Raw genomic sequence first — 18,803 nt, 5'->3', positions numbered from 1 at the left:
GGTGAACGCACCCCGCGCCTGGCTCATTTGGACGATAGGGGTGCTTGCCTACCTTGTGGCAGTCGCCCAGCGCACATCCTTCGGTGTGTCCGGACTGGAGGCTACCGAACGGTTCCATGCCAGCGCGGCGGCCATTTCCTTCTTCACAGTGCTTCAACTGCTGGTTTACGCCGGCCTCCAGATACCGGTCGGGCTCCTGGTTGACCGCTTCGGCTCGCGCGCCATGATCGCCAGCGGTGCCGTGCTCATGGGCCTCGGCCAACTCCAGTTGGCTTATGCCGACGCTGTTCCGGCAGGCGTGCTCGGCCGCGTCCTCGTCGGCGCCGGTGACGCCATGACCTTCGTCTCCGTGATCCGCCTCGTGCCGATCTGGTTCGCGCCGGCAAGGGTTCCGCTCGTCACCCAGCTGACGGGAATGTCGGGCCAGCTCGGCCAGCTCATCAGTGTCGTGCCGTTCGCGCTGGTCCTTCATTCGGCGGGCTGGAATACGGCCTTCCTGGCGTTGAGCTCGTTGTCGGCGCTCGCCGTCGTCCTTGTTCTCGCCTTGCTCAGGGACGTTCCGCCGGGTCACCCGCCGCGGGAGAGCGCCCAAGGGCTACGCGCCACAGGCGTGACACTGGCCCGTGCCTGGAAGCAGCCCGGGACGCGCCTGGGACTCTGGTGCCACTTCACAGTCCAGTTCAGCGGCAACGTCTTCGCCATGTCCTGGGGTTACCCGTTCCTGGTATCGGCGCAGGGCCTGAACCCGGCCACCGTGTCCGCCTTGATGGGACTCTTCGTCGTCACCAGCATTCTCGTGGGGCCGTTGTTTGGAACCTTCGTGGCCAGGCACCCCATGCGGCGCTCGGCCATGGTCCTCCTGATTACGGCGGCCACCGCGCTCGCGTGGGCTGCGGTGCTGCTGTTGCCGAGCAGGGCGCCCCTATGGTTGCTTGCCTTGTTGGTGGTTGCCCTGGCCATCGGCGGCCCCGGGTCCATGATCGGTTTTGATTTTGCCCGGACATTCAATCCTTCCCACAGGATCGGCACCGCCACCGGCATCGTCAACGTGGGTGGCTTCGTTGCAGCCCTCGTGACGATCTACTTGGTGGGGCTCATCCTCGACCTCCTCCACACCAGCGGTTTCTCGGGCGGGGAGCTGTACGGCCTGGCGTCCTTCCGCATCGCATTGAGCGTGCAGTTCCTGTTCCTGCTCGTGGGTACGGTCCTGATCCTCATGACCCGTCGCAAAGTGCGCCGCCAAATGGCGGCCCAGGGGGTACACGTCCCGCCACTCCTCGTCTCGCTGGCAAACCAGCGCCGACGCCGCGTGGAATTGCGCCGCGAACGGCTAGCGAAGCAGCGGAGCTCCACGCCGTAGCCTGCTCTCACGGTGTTCCTCCACAGGCGCTGACGGACACCTTTGTCCACATACGGCAATTGAGGCCTGCCGTCGCCCGCGATTGATGCCAATGCTGGATTCATGACAGCAGACAACCGTGTGACCATCTCCCGTCCCGAGGACATCCTCGGCTTCATTCCGCACGCCTTGGGACTCCGGCCGAAGGAGAGCCTCGTTGCCATCACGCTGCGTGGGCAGACACTTGGCGCCACACTCCGTGTGGACCTTCCGCCCGGGAGGTCCGAACGCGTGCTTGCCGCGTACTCACGGAGGATCGGTGAGTACCTGGAAGCTGACCATGACGCCGATGGCGTGCTTTTGGCATTCTTCAGCGACAACGGTTGGGATGATGGCGACGCCCTGGCACACGGGCTGCCGCTGCTGGAAGCCCTGGAACCCGTCCTGGCCCACGGTGGATTGGCATTGCGGGATGCCTGGTTCATAGGTTCCGATCACTGGCGAAGCGCATTCTGCACCGACCTGGAGTGCTGTCCCCTTCCCGGGCGTCCCGTGGACCAGATCCTGGATAGCCGGCTCAACGCGGAAATGGTGTTCAGGGGGAGCAGCGTCAGGGAATCGCCTGGGTTGTTGGAGCCCGCGGACCAGCCTGTCCTCGATCCGGAGTTCATGCGTGTGGAAGACGCCATGCTGGGGGAGTTGCTCCTGCGGTGGCGGCGCAGGAAGTCGTTCGAAGAAATGCTGGACGCGTGGACGGGGGTCCTCGATTCCTGCCGTCCGGAGGAATTCGACGGCGAGGCTGCGGCGTTCCTCCGGGCGAGCCTGAGGGTGCCTGCCTGGCGCGACGCCGTAGTGGTCCTGGCTGCTGCCGGGAAAGCTGTAGCCTGCGGTGGTGCGGAAGCCTTCGGCTTCTTTGAACATGAGGACGATGACGCGGATTCCTTGGTCATTCCGCCCGGGCTCTGTCCCGCGGCACCAACAGCGGGCACGGCACCAGTGGCCAGCAAGCCCACTGAGGCCGCGGATCTCAGCGTCATGCGCTACGGAGACGTGCTCCTGGGCCTCTACCCGGAGAATCCCGACTGGAAGCGGTTGACGAGCCTGGACCAAGTTCTGGCGTTGCTCTCCCGGCACGGCGGTGGGGAGGCGCGCGCCGCAACGCTCACGATCCGCGGGTGGATTCAGTGGTGCCGGGGGAGCGGTTCGTTCGCCCACGAACTCCTTTCGCAGGCTGACGCTGAAGAACAGGGCTATCGGCTCGCCGAACTACTCGCCGAGCTGGTGACGCGCGGAACGCTCTGCGGCTGGGCCAAAAGCAAGTCGTCCGCGTGGCGGAAGTCCGGTGGGGCGGCCGCATGACCCCCAGGCCCTGAGGTGGCTCCGAGGGTGTGTCATTGAGGGAATTCCGTGCGGCACGTAATTGTCTGCACGGTAGCGGATATCGACCCCCGGAACTCAAAACCGTGAGACAATGGTTGCCGAGACCCGGTTGGGTCCGTGTTTCAAGTGCCGTAAACGTTCCCTGAACTCTAGGGAACATTAAGGCGCCGTCGGGAGTTTTACCTAAAGACTCTGCAGTCGGCGATGGCACTTGATGTTGATCACGGACTTGACAGGGTCATAGTGGTGTTGCCCCCATGGTGATTCCACAGACCGCCGCTAGAAAGGTTTTCTGTGACCCCGTCTTCCGCCGAGAAGGAACCCGCCGCCCTGGCCGAACTGTCCGCCGAAGAAAAGAAGGCGGCTACAGCTGCGAAGCGTGCGGCAACGCGTGCTGCCAATACTTCGACTGCAGGTGCAGAGAAGCCGGCACCCAAGAAGCGCGGGCCCAAGCCCGGCGCCAAGGCCGCTGCCGAAGCAGCCAACAAGTCCACCGGCGCCGACGAGGACTCCGAAGAAGCCGAGGATTTTGACGCCGTCGTTCCCGACGAAGCAGAGCTCACGGAGGAAGTCGAGGAAGGCGAAGAGGGCAAGAAGCCTGCCACGACGGGTTCCGGCTTTGTCTACTCGGATGCCGACGACGACGATGCGCCTGTCCAGCAGGTCATGTCAGCCGGCGCCACGGCCGACCCCGTCAAGGACTATCTGAAGCAGATCGGCAAGGTTGCCTTGCTGAATGCTGAGCAGGAAGTCGACCTTGCACTCCGCATTGAAGCCGGCCTGTTCGCCGAAGAGAAGATCAACGCCGACGACGGCTCCATGGACCCGAAGCTCAAGCGTGAGCTCGAGTTCATCATCCACGACGGCAAGAGGGCCAAGAACCACCTCCTCGAGGCCAACCTGCGACTTGTGGTCTCTTTGGCCAAGCGCTACACCGGCCGCGGCATGCTGTTCCTGGACCTCATCCAGGAAGGCAACCTGGGCCTGATCCGTGCAGTGGAGAAGTTCGACTACACCAAGGGCTTCAAGTTCTCCACCTACGCCACCTGGTGGATCCGCCAGGCCATTACCCGCGCCATGGCTGACCAAGCCCGGACCATCCGCATCCCGGTGCACATGGTGGAAGTCATCAACAAGCTGGCACGTGTCCAGCGCCAGATGCTTCAGGACCTTGGACGCGAACCTACGCCTGAGGAACTGGCGCTCGAACTGGACATGACTCCCGAGAAGGTTGTTGAAGTCCAGAAGTACGGCCGCGAGCCCATCTCGCTGCACACGCCGCTTGGCGAAGACGGCGATTCCGAATTCGGCGACCTCATCGAGGACTCCGAAGCGGTTGTGCCGGCGGACGCTGTGAGCTTCACACTCCTCCAGGAGCAGTTGCACTCGGTGCTCGACACCCTGTCCGAGCGTGAAGCAGGCGTCGTCGCGATGCGTTTCGGCCTTACCGATGGCCAGCCGAAGACTTTAGACGAAATCGGCAAGGTCTATGGAGTCACCCGCGAACGCATCCGTCCGTTCGAGTGCCCGGCCAATGATGCGGGTGCCTTCCGGGAAAGCGGAGGGGTTGGGTCCTGCGTAGTTGAGCCGGATGAACTGTCCCGCCGGTTCGGCCGGGAACCATTCCGTGCCGACCGCGATCATCACCCCGTCACTCTCGCAGTCGCGGGTCAACTTTTCGAGGTCCGTCCCGTCGGGCAGGCGTGCCCAAAGGTTCAGTCCTCCCTTGGGGATGAGGCTGAGATGGGCCTGGGGGGCGTGCTCGCGCAGGCTTGAGACCAGCAGGTCGCGGCGTGACTGTAGCTGATGGCGGAGGCTGCGCAGATGCGTCTGCCAGGCCGGCTGGGTGACGACATCGAGGGCCGCAGCCTGCAGCAATCCGCTGACATACATCGACTCGGCCGCGCGGTCCGCGAGGATACGTTCGCGGGCGGGGCCGCGCGCGATGACGGCAGCGACGCGGATGGCGGGTGAAACGCTCTTCGTGAGGGATCGCAGATAGACCACGTGGCCGGAGTCGTCACGTGCGGCGAGGGGTAGCGGCGTTGACGTGATGCCGAAGTCGTGCGCCCAGTCGTCCTCGACGAGGAACGCGCCATACTCCCGCACGACGTCCAGGACTTCTTCGCCCCGCCGGGTGGACCATTGCGCTCCAGTGGGGTTGGCATAGTTCGGTTGGGCGTAGAACAACCGCGCGCCCGTCTCCTCAAAGGCCCTGGCCAATTCTTCGGGATCCGGCCCATCGGCTCCGCTGGGTACCGGGACGATCCGGACTCCGGCTTGCGTCGCGGCCAGGATGGCTCCCCAGTAGCTCGGAGATTCCATGAGCAGCGGCTGCCCGTGGCCGACCAATGCAGTGAAGATCGAGCTGAGGCCGCCTTGGCTTCCGGGCAGCACGATGACGTCGCTCGGTGTTGGCGGGGTGAGCCCTGCCGGGGTCGCGGCGCCGAGTTCGTGCGCGAACCAGGACTGCAACTCGGGAAGGCCGGCCGCCGGAGGCCGGGACAAAGCAGCGTCGCCGCGGGCAACGCGGGCGAGAGCGGCCCGCACAAGCCGCTCCGGCAGGAGTTCCCGGTCCGGGTATCCGGAGTGGAAGGCGATAGTGGCGTTCGAGGTGTCGCGCATCGTAGTGGAGGCTGAACGGGGAGGCGCCTGCGGTGCACGCAGTGCTGCGGTTTGCCAGCCGTAATCCGAGGGGCGTGCTGTCCGGGCGGCCCGCACGAAGGTGCCGACGCCGGGCCGGCTCTCGATCAAGCCCTGCGAAGTGAGCGTCTGCAAGGCTTTCTGAACCGTCACAGGGCTGGCCTGGTACTCGGCAACCAATGACCGGGTGGACGGAAGCCGGGATCCCGGCGCGGCCCCGGCGATCCATTCCCGCAGTCGCATCGCAATCCTGGAACTGCTATCGTTGTTCATGAGAGACAATAGTAGCGCTACTACAATTATTCGGCCAGTGATACTGTCCCGCTCGACAACCGGCCTCTGGTGGGGCCTCCTCGGAGTAGCGGCGTTCTCGTTCACTGTTCCCTTCACCCGGGTGGCGGTTGGTGGCCTGTCGCCCCTGTTCATCGGCTCCGGCCGTGCCGTCGTCGCGGCGATACTCGCGGCATTCGCCCTCACCCTCACCAGGCAGCGGCTTCCTCAAGGCAGGCAATGGGCGCGCCTGGCCGTGGTCGCCGCCGGGATTGTTGTCGGGTTCCCCTTACTCACCTCGTTCGCGCTCACGACGGCGCCGGCCAGCCACGGTGCCGTCGTCATCGCCCTGTTGCCGGCAGCAACGGCAACTGCCGCGGTGCTCCGCGGACGCGAGCATCCGCCTGTCGCCTTCTGGCTGGTCACCGCCGTAGGCGCTGGTGCGGCCATCGCATTCGCATTCGCGCAGTCCGGTGGGTTCGGGCAACTTGACCGGGCGGATGTGCTGCTCCTCGGAGCTGTCATTTCTGCGGCAATCGGCTACGCGGAAGGCGGCCTGCTCGCCCGCGAACTCGGCGCATGGCAGACCGTATCGTGGGCGCTCGTCCTGGCCTTGCTGTTGATGGCCGGACTGTCAGCGCTTTCCATGGCCCAGCAGCCGCCGTCGGCCTCACCGGCCCAGTGGGCTGCTTTTGCCTACCTCGGAGTCGTCAGCATGTTCTTCGGCTTCTTCGCCTGGTACCGGGGTCTCGTCATTGGACCCATGGCCAGAATCAGCCAGGTACAACTCATCCAGCCCGTACTGAGCATTTGCTGGGCAGGGCTGTTGCTGGGCGAATCCCTCGGCTGGACCACGATTGTCGGTGGGCTGGCCGTCATCCTTTGCGCCGGCGTCGCGGTCCGGGTCCGGCTCAATCCGCAGCGCCCGGAACAGAATCGCTGAAGACCAACACAACAGATCGCCCGTCCCACGATAGGAAGAATAGAACCATGTACATCCCAGCGCATTTCGAGGCCGGTCCCGACGTACTCCACGACCTCCTGACACGGCCAAGTGCGGCGAATCTGGTCACCATGACGTCGCAGGGTCTGCTGGCGACCTTCCTGCCGCTCATCTACGATCCCTCGATCGGCGAATACGGCGCGCTCCACGGGCACCTCGCCCGAACCAACTCCCAATGGTCCGAGCCGGCGATCGGAGAATCACTCGTGATCATCCAGGGCGCGGACGCCTACATCTCGCCCTCCTTGTACGCATCGAAAGCAGAGCATGGGCGTGTCGTCCCGACGTGGAACTACTCCACCGCGCACGTTTACGGCAAGCTTGCCGTCCATGAGGATGCCGCGTGGCTGGGGAACCATGTCAGGCAGCTGACCAACCTCAACGAAGCCGATTCCGAGCGGCCGTGGTCCGTGGACGACGCGCCGGAGCGCTACGTCTCCGGCCAGTTGCGTGCGATCGTTGGCATCGAACTGGTCATCACCCGTATCGAGGCGAAGGCCAAACTGAGCCAGAACCGGCCCGACAAGGACATCGACGGGGTGGTTGCCGGGCTTGATGCCCAAGGGCACAAGGAGATTGCTGCCGACGTCGCCCGGGCCAGGCAGGGAAGTTAGCCAGGCGGGGAAGTTAACGCAACGGCCCCCTCCATTCGGAGGGGGCCGTTGTCTCTGTGAAATTATGTCAGCCGGGCGGCCGCTGGGGCCGGCCATTTAGGCTAGTCGGCGAGGACGGGTTCCTTCTCCTGAAGGCGACCGGTCTCGTCATGCCAGTCCGAAGTCATCGGCCGCAGCGTGGCCTCTACTGCACGTGCGTGGTGGCCGCAGAAGAGCAGCTCACCGCCGGAGGACTCGAGTACAACGCGGACATATGCCTGGGCCCCGCAACGGTCGCACCGGTCGAGTGCATTGAGTGTGCGGTCTGCAACTGCTGTTGTCATGTTCGGCCTCCTTAGTAGTTCTGTGTATCCATATAACCAGCATTCGAAGCAAAACCATGGCAAGGATGGGTCACGTTCGCTGTCCGCGTATCACATGTGCGTAACACCGGGAAGTGGCGTCCAGCACGATTGGGAGTGGCAGCTCTCGTCCGGGCTCCGGGCCAGCTAGCCTAGGAGGAGTGTTTTTTGCCTCTGTTACACCCCCGAAGGAGCGCCCCGCCCGTGGCACCGAGTTCTGAATACAACGCCCGGCACCTTTCAGTTTTGGAAGGCCTGGAGGCGGTCCGCAAACGTCCGGGCATGTACATCGGCTCCACCGACTCGCGCGGCCTCATGCACTGCCTGTGGGAGATCATCGACAACTCCGTGGACGAAGCCCTGGCGGGCTTCGGGCATGACATCCAGATCATCCTGCACGCGGACAATTCGGTGGAAATCCACGACGACGGCCGCGGCATCCCGGTGGACCTGGAACCCAAGACGGGGCTCACCGGCGTCGAAGTCGTCTTCACCAAACTGCACGCAGGCGGAAAGTTCGGTGGCGGCTCCTACACGGCGTCCGGCGGTTTGCACGGCGTTGGCGCGTCCGTAGTGAACGCGCTCTCTGCCCGCCTTGACGTGCAGGTGGACCGAGGTGGGAAGACGTACCAGATGTCCTTCCGCCGCGGCGAGCCCGGCCGATTCAAGGACATCGGTTCGAAGCCCAGCCCGACTTCGGTCTTCGAACCGTTCGTCGAGAACTCGGTGCTCGACGTCGTCGGCAAGGCCAAGCGGGGTGTGACCGGTACCCGCATCCGCTACTGGGCAGACCGGCAGATCTTCACTCCGGACGCGAAGTTCTCCCTCGAGGATCTTGCGTCGCGCGCCCGCCAAACGTCATTCCTGGTTCCGGGCCTCAAGCTCACGGTGCGCGATGAGCGCCGGCTCCCCGGTACCCCCGGCGAAAACGGGCCGCACCAAGAGGTTTTCCATCACGATGGCGGCATTTCCGAATTCGTCGACTTCCTCGCCGCGGATTCGGGCGTCACTGATATTTGGCGGCTCCATGGTGCGGGCAAGTTCAAGGAAACCGTTCCGGTCCTTGACGAAAACGGGCACAGCAAAATCGCGGAAGTGGAGCGGGACTGTGAAGTGGACATCGCGCTGCGCTGGGGAATCGGCTACGAAACCACCATGCGGAGCTTCGTCAACATCATCGCCACGCCCAAGGGCGGCACGCACCAGGCAGGCTTCGAGCAGGCGCTCCTGAAGACCTTCCGCAAGGCCGTCGAAACGAACGCGCGCAAGCTCAAAGCGGGCAACGACAAGATTGAGAAGGACGACATCCTTGCCGGCCTCACGGCAGTGCTGACGGTCCGCTTGGCAGAGCCGCAATTCGAGGGCCAGACCAAGGAAATCCTGGGCACTTCGGCCGTCAAGGCGATTGTTGCCAAGGTTGTCGAGGACGAGATCACAGCGCGCCTGAACTCGGCGAACCGCAACGACAAGGCCCAGTCCGCCCTGCTGCTCGAGAAGATCGTCAGCGAAATGAAGTCCCGCATCTCGGCCCGCGTCCACAAGGAAACGCAGCGCAGGAAGAATGCGCTGGAAACGTCGTCGATGCCCACCAAGCTGGCAGATTGCCGCACGGACGACGTCGGACGTTCCGAGCTGTTCATCGTGGAAGGTGACTCCGCCCTTGGCACCGCCAAGCTGGCGCGGTCCTCGGACTTCCAAGCGCTGTTGCCGATCCGTGGCAAGATCCTCAACGTGCAGAAGGCATCGGTGGGGGACATGCTCTCCAACGCGGAGTGCGCCGCCCTCATCCAGGTAGTGGGCGCCGGTTCGGGCCGGAGCTTCGACATCGACGCCGCCCGTTACGGCAAGGTGATCCTGATGACCGACGCGGACGTCGACGGCGCGCACATCCGCACGCTGCTGCTCACCTTGTTCTTCCGGTACATGCGCCCGATGATCGACGAGGGCCGGGTATACGCGGCAGTACCGCCGCTGCACCGGGTGGAAGTCATCAACGCGGGCCAGAAGGCCAACGAGATGATCTACACCTACTCCGAGGCCGAACTGCACGTCCTGCTGGCCAGGCTCGCCAAGGAAGGCAAGCGCTACAAGGAACCGATCCAGCGCTACAAGGGCCTCGGTGAAATGGACGCCGAGCAGCTCGCCGAGACCACCATGGATCCGCGCCACCGAACCCTCCGCAAGGTGGGCATCGAGAACGCGAAGATGGCGGAAGACACGTTTGACCTGCTGATGGGATCGGACGTCGCCCCGCGCAAGGACTTCATTATCGCCGGCGCTGCGGACCTGGACCGGGAACGCATCGACGCCTGATCCAGCGGGCCCTATCCGACGCCGTTCAGCCCAGCAAACCCGGCACGATCAGCAGGCCTGTCGGCACCGCGAGCAACATGGCCGACGCCGCAAGCACCAAAGTGCGCTGGGCTGCCGGAAGCGGCGGCTTAGGTGAGAGCAGCCGGCTGACGCGCGACGCCGTCGTACGCGGTGAATCGGCGCCGCCGGTGCCGCTGAGCGAGCTGCCTTCGGGGGAAGCGTCCTGCCCGCTTGTTCCGGGAGGCGCGAATTGCTCCACGGGACCGGCGGAGCCGCTCGCCACGATCGCAATCGCCTTAATGAGCGTCCCCTTACTCTCGGTGCGCAGGGCCACATCGTCGGCGAGCATTTCGATCAGGGAGTTGACCGCAACCTGGGCGAGTCGCGTCGTGGGGAACCAGGGCAGCGCCTGGCGCCACGCCGCGAAGGCCCACAAAAGAAGGTCGTGGCGCTGGGAGAGATGGGCATTTTCGTGGATGAGGACCGCCCTGAGCTCGGCAGGCTCCAGGGCGGCCATGAGGCCGTCGGACAGAACAGTCACTGACCTTGCGCCGCCGGGCAAGCAGTAGGCAACGGGGGAGTCGTGGTTGATGACCACGGTGCCAGGGCCGTCGTCGGACGGTGAGGCCAGAAGTGCGAGGAGTTCGCGGTGCCTGCGCCGCTGCCGTTCGATCTTGACGTAGGTGAGCAGCAGGGTGAACACGAGATGGGCGCTCAGCAGCGCCGCGGCGGACAAAGCGAACAAGTGCCAGAAGCCCAGTGCTGTGGTGGGCTCGTTGTGAAGCACCATGCCGGCCAAGGAGCGCACACCTGCAATGAGGTTGTCGCCGATGGGCTCAAGCCCGTAGACGAGCATGGCCCCGATCATGGAGAGGCCACCGGCGAGTGCGATGGCTTGCCAGAGGACCATGGCCATGAATGGCGCGCGTGAAGGCCACTCGGCGCGCGAAAGGAGGACAGGAACCGGCCAGGCCAGCACCAAAGCAAGGACCGCCAGAAAATATGAGGTCCAGAACATGGGTGGTTAGTTTTTGCCGAGCAGCTTGCGCAGCGTGGCGGCTTCACTCTCGCTCACGGAACCGATGAACCGCGCCAGCACGGCTTCGCGGTCCGGGGCGGAACCCAATGCCTCATGCATGAGGTCCGCCGTGTGGTCCGCGCGGCTCGAAACAGCCTGATAGCGGTGCGGGCGGGTGCCGCGTTCGCGCTCCACGAGGCCCTTCTTCTCGAGGCGGGACAAGACCGTCAGCACTGTGGTGACTGCGAGGTCCTTGCCCTGGTGTCCTGCAATGCCATCCGTGGCGGCGGAATCCTGCGCCAGCAGATCACGAAGTTTGTTGGCTGTCGCAGCCTCCTGGCCCGCCCAAAGGAGATCCATGACCGCCCGTTCCAGTTCGCCAAGACTTGCCATCAACGCATCCCTACTTTCCGCACTTCCCTTGCCGGTTTGCGTGGACCGGGGGAACTGCGATGATCCAACATTCCACCATCAATCTACCGCTTTTCAGGCGGCGATTCTACGTGAGGTAGAACATGCGGCGCGGCGTGTCCTTGCGACACTGTGACGCCGCTGGAAGAGTGGTGAGCAGATCGCAGGGGTTTGTTCTACACTGTGTAGAAGAAGTCAGTTCTACGTAACGTAGAAAAAGGACGCCGCAAGCGGGCGTCGGGACAATAAGGACAGCCATGGACGCCTTGGAAATCGCACGCTGGCAATTTGGAATCACCACGGTCTACCACTTCATGATGGTGCCGCTGACCATCGGGCTGGGGCTTGTGGTGGCCGTCATCCAGACCCTTTGGTACCGCACGGGCAAGGTTGAATACCTGCGGATGACCAAGTTCTGGGGCAAGCTCTTCCTCATCAACTTCATCATGGGTGTAGCCACGGGCATCGTGCAGGAATTCCAATTCGGCATGGCCTGGAGCGAATACAGCCGATTCGTCGGCGACGTGTTCGGTGCGCCCCTGGCCCTGGAAGCGCTTCTCGCGTTCTTCGTGGAATCGACCTTCCTGGGACTTTGGATCTTCGGCTGGAAACAACTCAAGCGTGGCGTCCACCTCGCTTGCCTCTGGATCGCCGTGATCGGCTCGGTCTTCTCGGCCTACTTCATCATCGTGGCCAACTCCTGGATGCAGCACCCCGTCGGCGTCACGATGGTCAGCGGGCGTCCCGTCATGACCGACGCCTGGGCAGTCTTCACCAACAACACCGCCATGGTGGCGGTACCCCACACGCTCTTCGGCGCGCTGGCCGTCGCCGGTGCCTTCCTTCTGGGCATCGCGTGGTACCACCTCTGGCGCCGCCGCCACGATGGCATTGACACCATCGGAGCCGACGGCCGGGCCATCGCGGGCAAAGCCGACATCCCCGGACGGGACAAAGCCGATTACAAAGTCTGGATCAACTCCCTGCGGATCGGCGCCGTCGTCGCCATGATCTCCTTCGCAGGCACAGCGTTCACGGGCGATTTGCAAGGCAAGCTGATGTTCGAACAACAGCCCATGAAGATGGCCGCGGCCGAGGCCGCCTGCCACGACGGCACCGGATTCTCCGTGCTGAGCGTCGGCAACCTCGGGTCCAAGAGCTGCAACGACATCGTGGCCGTGATCGAGGTCCCCGGCATCCTCTCCTTCCTGGCCAAGGGCGATTTCAACACGGAAGTGAAGGGCGTCAACAGCCTTCTGGACGAATACAAGGCCAAGTACGGCACCCACCTGCCGAACAATCCCCTCTACGGCGACCGGGCGGGCCAGGAAATCCAGTACGTACCGGTCATGGAAGTGACCTACTGGGGCTTCCGGATGATGATCGGTTTCGGCGGAATCGCTGCCTTTGCCGCATTGCTGGCCTTGTGGGTCACGCGCAAGGGCACCGTCCCGCAAGCCCGCTGGATCATGCGCCTGGCCGTCTTCGGCATCCTCGCTCCCTTCGGCGCCAACGCCGCCGGCTGGATCTTCACCGAAATGGGCCGGCAGCCGTTCGTCGTCGCGCCCAATCCGGACGCCAGCGGCGTCGACCAAGTGTTCATGTTCACGGCCGCGGCCGTCTCACCAGGCGTCTCCGCCGCCGAGCTCATCACCTCGCTCGTCGTGTTGGCCTCCATCTACGCGGTCCTGCTGGTGGTCGAAGTCCGGCTCCTGGTCAAATACGCCCGGGGTGGCGTGGTGTCCGCGATGCCTGAGCTCGCCGAAGCCCGCCACGGCGAGAAGAAACAAAAGAAGGACGACGACGGCGGGACGCCGGGCGCCCCGGGCCAGCCCGGCGACAGCGACGACGTCCTGGCATTCGCCTACTAGGAAGCAAAGGGATCTTTCAAATGGAACTGTTGCCTACCGTCTGGTTCGTGGCCATCGCCGTGCTGTGGACGGGTTACCTCTTCCTGGAGGGCTTCGACCTCGGCGTCGGAATGCTCATGAAGCTCTTCGCCCGGAACAACACCGACCGCCGGGTACTGCTGAACACCGTCGGCCCGGTGTGGGACGGGAACGAAGTGTGGCTCCTGACCGCGGCCGGTGCCACCTTCGCCGCCTTCCCGCTGTGGTACGCCTCGCTGTTTTCGGCGCTCTACCTGCCGCTGCTCATTGTCCTTGTGGCCCTGATCTTCCGGGCTGTGGCCTTCGAGTACCGGGGCAAAGTGGACAGCGCCCGCTGGCGGACCGTCTGGGACTGGGCCATAGCCTTGGGCTCGTTCACGGCTGCGTTCGGCATCGGCGCCGCGCTGGCGTTGACCACCACCGGGCTGCCGATTGACTCGAATGGCGACCGCCAGGGCGGCCCTTTTGCCTGGTTCAGCGGATACGCCGTGCTGGGCGGATTCGCCGTGGTCGCGTTCGCCCTGGTGCACGCCCTCGCGTTCCTGGCCCTGAAGACCGACGGCGAAGTGCGCCACCGCGCGCGCCGCTGGTTTGTGCGGCTCGCCCCGCTCGCCTTGCTGCCGCTGCTGGCATGGATGGTGTCCCTGCAGCTGCTCAGCGGCAAGCCGTTGACGTGGATCCTGGTGATCCTCGGAGTCCTGGCTGCCGCGGGAGCCTGGGTCCTCGCCCGCAAGGGAGCTGAGGGCAAGGCCTTCGGAGCCCTGGGTGCGTTCCTCGTGTGCGCCACCGCTTCCATCTTCGGTGCGGCGTTCCCCGTGGTCATTCCCTCCACCTTGAACCCCGCCTTCAACCTCACCATTTCCAATGCATCCTCGTCCGCCTACACCCTGGGGCTGATGAGTATCGTCGCCGCCGTCGGCTTGCCCCTGGTCGTCGCCTACCAGGCGTGGACCTACTGGGTGTTCCGCCGTCGCGTGAGCGCAGCGCATATTCCCGCCGCACATGGTTTCCTGCCGGCCATCGCGGCAAAGGTCCTGGTCGGCCAGTCGGCACCGGGCGGACCAGCTGCGAAACGCGCACCCCGCGACGCCGGCGAGTAACGGATGAAGCCCCAACTGCCCGCCGGACCTGCCACCCGATCCGCGTTGTACTTCCTTGGCCTGTTGTCCTCCCTCAAGGCTCTGTCCCTGGTCCTGATTGCACAGGCCATCGCGGGAATGTTATCGGGACTTGCAGCGGGCGGCATGGGGTGGCGCGAAGGACTCGTCTGGGGTGCCGCCGGCGCGGTCCTCCGGTCGCTGACGGTCTGGGGACAAGGAGTCGCGGCGCGCCGGGCGGCCCTTGGGGTCAAGGAAGAGCTGAGGTCCAGGCTGCTGGGGCGCGCCCTTGGCGCCGGGGCCGCGGGACGGGTCGGCGACGTGAACGACGGCGGGCTCGCCGTGCTCGCGACCCGCGGACTTGACGCACTGGACAACTACTACACCCAGTTCCTGCCCGCCTTGGTCAATTGCGCCGCATTGCCCCTGCTCCTCGGCGCGCGGATCCTCTTCGCGGACTGGGTCAGTGCCGTGGTTGTGGTGCTGACCTTGCCGCTCGTCCCGTTGTTCATGGTGCTGATCGGCCGCCACACCGAGGACCGGGTCCACGAAGCCCAATCCACGCTGCGGAGGCTCTCGGGGCACATCCTGGAGTTGGCCAAGGGACTTCCCGTGCTAGTGGGACTGGGCCGCGCCGGTGAACAGCGCGCAGCCCTCGAGGACCTCTCCGAGGAATACCGCTCGCGCACCATGGGAACACTGCGGACTGCCTTCTTGTCCGCCCTCGCCCTGGAGCTGATAGCCACTATCTCCGTCGCGGTCGTGGCCGTCTTCATCGGCGTGCGACTCGTGGCGGGCGACATGGGACTGGAAGCAGGCCTGCTGGCCCTCATCCTCGCCCCCGATTGCTATCTTCCCATGCGCGAGCTGGGCACAGCCCACCACGCCAGCGACGACGGGCGCGAGGCCTTGGCCGCAGCCAACGCCGTGCTGGAGTCGCCGGCGGGCCGTCCGCTGAGCGATGTTTTCGGCACCGAAGTTTCCGCCGCCGTCGTGGTCACCGGACTGACGGTGAGGTATCCGGGAAGGGTGGCCGCCGCCGTCGGGCCTATCGACTTCAAGGCGCCGGCCGGACAGATCACCGCCCTCCACGGTCGCAGCGGTTCGGGCAAGAGCACCATCCTGGGTGTCCTCGCCGGTACGATCGCCGACGGGCCGCTGGCAACCGTTGAAGGATCGATTAGCGGACTGGGTGCCGGCGCGGTGGCTTGGGTACCGCAGCATCCCGTCATGGTCGCCGGTACGGTGCTGGACGAGGTCGTCCTTTACCTGAACGGTGGGAACCAGGACGTTGCGTCCATGGACCCCGGGACCACGCCGGACGGGGACATTGCGAGGGCCATGCGTTGCCTGGAGCAGTCTGCCGCGGAGCACCTCGCGTCCAAACATCCTGCCGAGTTGAGCCCTGGAGAACTGCGGCGTGTGGCTGTGGCGCGCGGCTTGGCGCGGCTCAACGCGGGAGCCACGGTCCTGTTGCTTGACGAACCCACCGCCCACCTTGACGCCGCGTCCGCGGACGCGATCCGTTCGGCCATCGCGGGGCTGCGTGGTGAGGCGACTGTCATCCTGGTGGCCCACGACGCCGCGACCCGGAAACTGGCGGACAACGTCGTGAAGGTCGACGGCGGGGAGTTCACCAGCGGGACAGCGCAGGAGCAAGCCGGTCCCGTGGACCTGGAATCCAGTGCATCAGCGCCCGCTCCGGTCCAGCGGGACGTGAACCCCGGAGCCAAACCGGACGGAGCCCCCACGGCAATCTCCACGCTCAAGGCCCTCGCGCGCATCCTGGCGCCCGTCCGTTACAAGTTCGCCGGTGCCGTCCTGCTCGCGGCGCTCGCCGCCTTGTTTGCCGTGGCGTTGTCCGGGCTGTCCGGCTGGCTGATCATCCGTGCCAGCGAACAACCGCCCATCCTGTACTTGCTCGGAGCGATTGTGGGCGTCCGGTTCTTCGGCATAGGCCGGGCGGTGCTGCGTTACTCCGAGCGGCTCGTTGTCCACGACACCGTGTTCGCCGCGATGACAAGGCTCCGGGGCGCGCTCTGGGCGGCGCTTAGCGCCCGGGCACTGTCCTTGCGCCGCCTCCTGCAGGGCGGCAATGTGCTCGGAGCGGTGGTGGACGACGTCGATACGCTGCGCGACGTGCTGCCGCGCGTCGTCCTTCCACCCCTCTCCGCCCTTGCCGTCGCAGTGTCGGCGGTGGTCGCCTCGGCCCTCCTGGTTCCCGCCACCGTGCCGGCGGTTCTCGGCAGCGCCGTGGTTGGCCTTGTGCTTGCCCCTCTTCTTGCCCTGGCGGCGGACCGCAACGCGGCCCGTTCGGAGCAGCAACTGCGCTCACTCGTGCTGCGCGACGTTGCCGCAGCCCTCGACGCCCGCGCGGAGCTCAGCGCCAACGGCGTGGCCGGCACCATCCTTTCGTCCTTGACTCGGAGGGACAACGCGACCACCGCCGCCGCACAGCGTTCGGCCTGGGCTGACGGCATAGGCCAAGGATTGACGGTGCTGGCCTGCACCCTCGGAGCCTTGGCCGCGGGCATTCTCGCGGCACCGTCGGTGCAATCCGGAACTGTCGCGCCGGCCGTGCTGGCCGTCGTCGTCCTTGTTCAGCTGGCCCTCGCGGAGCCCTACGGGGCGGCGGTGTCTGCCGCGCGGCAGGGTCCGGCGTTGGCCGCAGTGCTGCGGCGGATCGCGCAGTCCGGAGCCTTCGATACGCCAGAAGCCGACGGCGGTGTGCAGACGTTGCCGGAGCGACCCGACGGCTCTGCGGGACTGCAGCTGGATGACCTCGAAGCGTCATGGCCAGGCGGCCCGCCCGTGTTCAGCCGGCTCAGCGCCGAAGCTGCCCCCGGGCATTGGCTCACGGTCACGGGACCCTCCGGCTCGGGGAAATCCACGCTGCTCTCCGTCCTGCTTGGCTTCCTGCCCGCGTCATCCGGAAGGGCCTACGTCAGCGGGAAGGCTGCTTGGTGTCCCCAGGAAGCCCACCTCTTCGACTCCACTATCCGCGGCAATCTTCTGCTCGCCCGCCCGGCAAACCGCAAGCCCTCCGAAGCGGACATGGATAAGGCCCTGGACGCCGTCGGGCTTTCCCGAGTGGTGTCCGGGCTTCCCGGGGGCTTTGACAGCCGCATAGGCCCCTCGGGTTCGTTCCTGAGCGGCGGCGAACGCCAACGGCTCGCCATGGCCCGCACGCTCCTCACCAGCGCAGAAGTCCTGCTCCTCGACGAGCCGACCGCCCATCTCGACGCCGAGGCCGGACGCCTCATGATGGCGGAGCTGCGGTTCGGGCTGAAGGACGTCACGGTGGTCCTGGTGACCCACAACCCGGCCGACATCGCCGGGGGAGACTCCCGGCTGGATCTGGGCTCGCCGTCCTCTCTCCCGGTGCTCGTGCGCGGAAACTAGCCCAGAAGCCGTCCGAAGATCGAGTCCACCGACTCGACGATATTGTCCACGAGCTTCCTTGCGTCGTCCTCCCGGATGAGCGGCGTCGATTGGCCGGCCCACAGGGACATCAGGCCCGGGATTCCCTGTGCAGCCGCGGCGGGCCGGAACTTGCCGGTCAGCCAGTTCTGGATCGGGAACGGGGCATGCGCAGCAGGATCGGCGAGTTCCGCGATGATCCGGTTGGGAATGCCGCGTGCCAAGCGGCCGCTGAGGGCCCGGGTCAGGACGGTGTGGGCGGCGTCGGGTCCGCGCATGGCGGCCAGGTGCGCCGGACTGATGGCTGATTGCCGCGTGGCCAGGAAGGCCGAACCGATCTGGACCCCGTCCGCGCCAAGCGCCAAGGCGGCAGCGACCCCGCGTCCGTCAGCGATACCGCCTGCGGCGATGACCGGAACCGGGACGGCATCCACCACCTGGGGCACCAGGGCCACGGTCCCGACGAGCGAGTCCTCAGGGGCCCGCAGGAAGGAAACCCGGTGTCCGCCGGCCTCCATCCCCGTGGCAACGATGGCGTCAACGCCGCCGGCATCCAGGGCCACGGCTTCGTCAACCGTGGTTGCAGTACCCACCACCACGATGCCGTTCCTGTGTGCCTCCTCGATGACAGCCTCGGACGGAACCCCGAACACGAAGCTCAGCACGGCAGGGCGGGCATCGATGGCCGCTTGAATCTGTTCCTGCAGATCGGGCACGTAGGTGTCCGGTTGGGCGGGTGGTTCCACGCCCACCAGCTCGAAATACGGCCGGAGGATATCCACGTAGGCGGCGAACTGCCGGGTGTCCGTGGTTGGCGGCTCTTCGCCCTCGACGGGAAGCCAAAGATTCAGCGCGAAAGGTTTCCCGGTGGCCTCCTTGAGCTCGCGGGCCGTGGCGGCGATCCTTTCCGCGTCGTATCCGTAGAGGCCGTAGGAACCCAGCCCGCCGGCCTCGCTGACCGTGGCCGACAGCTCCACCGATGACAGACCACCGAACGGACCAAGGACGATGGGCAGGTCGATATTGAAGAGGCGGGTTGCCCGGGTGTCTTTCCACGACATCGCA

At 65.5% G+C, this 18,803-nt stretch carries 13 protein-coding genes and 1 pseudogene; 9 read left to right on the top strand and 5 right to left on the bottom strand.

Annotated features, from left to right (window positions below; translation table 11 throughout):
- The first annotated feature begins 1 nt into the window (after position 1).
- The 3 genes and pseudogenes from AB4074_RS10755 to AB4074_RS10745 all read left to right on the top strand — a co-directional run.
- Complete coding sequence (locus tag AB4074_RS10755; protein ID WP_441413367.1) at positions 2–1,360, top strand: MFS transporter; 1,359 nt, start codon at positions 2–4, stop codon at positions 1,358–1,360.
- A gap of 102 nt (positions 1,361–1,462) precedes the next feature.
- Positions 1,463–2,698 carry a DUF4192 domain-containing protein gene (locus AB4074_RS10750; RefSeq protein ID WP_441413366.1) on the top strand — a complete coding sequence of 412 codons (1,236 nt, stop codon included), beginning with the start codon at positions 1,463–1,465 and terminating at the stop codon, positions 2,696–2,698.
- Between the two features lie 315 nt (positions 2,699–3,013).
- Positions 3,014–4,243, top strand: a pseudogene (locus AB4074_RS10745) (RNA polymerase sigma factor); the annotation flags it as partial.
- Here the strand turns inward: AB4074_RS10745 and AB4074_RS10740 are convergent.
- Entirely contained in the window at positions 4,187–5,635 is a 1,449-nt protein-coding gene (locus AB4074_RS10740) for an aminotransferase-like domain-containing protein (protein WP_441413365.1), read from the bottom strand. The pseudogene AB4074_RS10745 and the gene AB4074_RS10740 sit on opposite strands and share 57 nt — an antisense overlap.
- On the opposite strand from AB4074_RS10740, the gene AB4074_RS10735 reads away from it, so the two are divergent.
- Positions 5,634–6,575 (top strand): DMT family transporter, encoded by a 942-nt coding sequence (locus AB4074_RS10735; RefSeq protein ID WP_441413364.1) that lies wholly within the window; start codon positions 5,634–5,636, stop codon positions 6,573–6,575. The genes AB4074_RS10740 and AB4074_RS10735 overlap by 2 nt on opposite strands.
- Before the next feature lie 47 nt (positions 6,576–6,622).
- The gene (locus tag AB4074_RS10730; protein ID WP_441413363.1) at positions 6,623–7,249 is read left to right on the top strand and encodes an FMN-binding negative transcriptional regulator; all 627 of its coding nucleotides are present in this window, start codon (positions 6,623–6,625) and stop codon (positions 7,247–7,249) included.
- A 101-nt stretch (positions 7,250–7,350) separates the two neighbouring features.
- Here AB4074_RS10730 and AB4074_RS10725 read toward each other — a convergent pair whose 3' ends face one another.
- Positions 7,351–7,572 (bottom strand): DUF7455 domain-containing protein, encoded by a 222-nt coding sequence (locus AB4074_RS10725; RefSeq protein WP_078105523.1) that lies wholly within the window; start codon positions 7,570–7,572, stop codon positions 7,351–7,353.
- A 222-nt stretch (positions 7,573–7,794) separates the two neighbouring features.
- On the opposite strand from AB4074_RS10725, the gene AB4074_RS10720 reads away from it, so the two are divergent.
- Entirely contained in the window at positions 7,795–9,903 is a 2,109-nt protein-coding gene (locus tag AB4074_RS10720) for a DNA gyrase/topoisomerase IV subunit B (RefSeq protein ID WP_441413362.1), read from the top strand.
- Positions 9,904–9,928: 25 nt separating this feature from the next.
- Here AB4074_RS10720 and AB4074_RS10715 read toward each other — a convergent pair whose 3' ends face one another.
- Both AB4074_RS10715 and AB4074_RS10710 read right to left on the bottom strand, forming a co-directional pair.
- Positions 9,929–10,921 carry a M56 family metallopeptidase gene (locus tag AB4074_RS10715; protein WP_441413361.1) on the bottom strand — a complete coding sequence of 331 codons (993 nt, stop codon included), beginning with the start codon at positions 10,919–10,921 and terminating at the stop codon, positions 9,929–9,931.
- Positions 10,922–10,927: 6 nt separating this feature from the next.
- Complete coding sequence (locus AB4074_RS10710; protein WP_078105520.1) at positions 10,928–11,314, bottom strand: BlaI/MecI/CopY family transcriptional regulator; 387 nt, start codon at positions 11,312–11,314, stop codon at positions 10,928–10,930.
- Positions 11,315–11,589: 275 nt separating this feature from the next.
- Here AB4074_RS10710 and AB4074_RS10705 point away from each other — a divergent pair, with 275 nt between their 5' ends.
- From AB4074_RS10705 to cydD, 3 genes are read left to right on the top strand one after another with little or no spacing between them, the layout of a single operon-like run.
- Positions 11,590–13,203 (top strand): cytochrome ubiquinol oxidase subunit I, encoded by a 1,614-nt coding sequence (locus AB4074_RS10705; protein WP_441413360.1) that lies wholly within the window; start codon positions 11,590–11,592, stop codon positions 13,201–13,203.
- A gap of 20 nt (positions 13,204–13,223) precedes the next feature.
- Complete coding sequence (cydB, locus tag AB4074_RS10700; protein WP_441413359.1) at positions 13,224–14,321, top strand: cytochrome d ubiquinol oxidase subunit II; 1,098 nt, start codon at positions 13,224–13,226, stop codon at positions 14,319–14,321.
- Between the two features lie 3 nt (positions 14,322–14,324).
- Entirely contained in the window at positions 14,325–17,720 is a 3,396-nt protein-coding gene (cydD, locus tag AB4074_RS10695; protein ID WP_441413358.1) for a thiol reductant ABC exporter subunit CydD, read from the top strand.
- Here the strand turns inward: cydD and AB4074_RS10690 are convergent.
- Positions 17,717–18,799 (bottom strand): NAD(P)H-dependent flavin oxidoreductase, encoded by a 1,083-nt coding sequence (locus tag AB4074_RS10690; protein WP_441413357.1) that lies wholly within the window; start codon positions 18,797–18,799, stop codon positions 17,717–17,719. The two genes, cydD and AB4074_RS10690, sit on opposite strands and share 4 nt — an antisense overlap.
- Positions 18,800–18,803 lie beyond the last annotated feature (4 nt).

It is taken from the genome of Arthrobacter sp. 2MCAF14 (assembly GCF_052115645.1).
In the GTDB taxonomy this organism is placed as follows: domain Bacteria; phylum Actinomycetota; class Actinomycetes; order Actinomycetales; family Micrococcaceae; genus Arthrobacter.
Note: the sequence above shows the minus strand (reverse complement) of the source record. Positions and strands in the feature narration are given on the sequence as shown.

Coding starts and splice junctions, on each gene's coding strand:
- AB4074_RS10750 (WP_441413366.1), top strand. CDS start 1,463: ATGACAGCAGACAACCGTGTGACCATCTCCCGTCCCGAGGACATCCTC.
- AB4074_RS10735 (WP_441413364.1), top strand. CDS start 5,634: ATGAGAGACAATAGTAGCGCTACTACAATTATTCGGCCAGTGATACTG.
- AB4074_RS10740 (WP_441413365.1), bottom strand. CDS start 5,635: ATGAACAACGATAGCAGTTCCAGGATTGCGATGCGACTGCGGGAATGG.
- AB4074_RS10730 (WP_441413363.1), top strand. CDS start 6,623: ATGTACATCCCAGCGCATTTCGAGGCCGGTCCCGACGTACTCCACGAC.
- AB4074_RS10725 (WP_078105523.1), bottom strand. CDS start 7,572: ATGACAACAGCAGTTGCAGACCGCACACTCAATGCACTCGACCGGTGC.
- AB4074_RS10715 (WP_441413361.1), bottom strand. CDS start 10,921: ATGTTCTGGACCTCATATTTTCTGGCGGTCCTTGCTTTGGTGCTGGCC.
- AB4074_RS10710 (WP_078105520.1), bottom strand. CDS start 11,314: ATGGCAAGTCTTGGCGAACTGGAACGGGCGGTCATGGATCTCCTTTGG.
- AB4074_RS10705 (WP_441413360.1), top strand. CDS start 11,590: ATGGACGCCTTGGAAATCGCACGCTGGCAATTTGGAATCACCACGGTC.
- cydB (WP_441413359.1), top strand. CDS start 13,224: ATGGAACTGTTGCCTACCGTCTGGTTCGTGGCCATCGCCGTGCTGTGG.
- cydD (WP_441413358.1), top strand. CDS start 14,325: ATGAAGCCCCAACTGCCCGCCGGACCTGCCACCCGATCCGCGTTGTAC.
- AB4074_RS10690 (WP_441413357.1), bottom strand. CDS start 18,799: ATGTCGTGGAAAGACACCCGGGCAACCCGCCTCTTCAATATCGACCTG.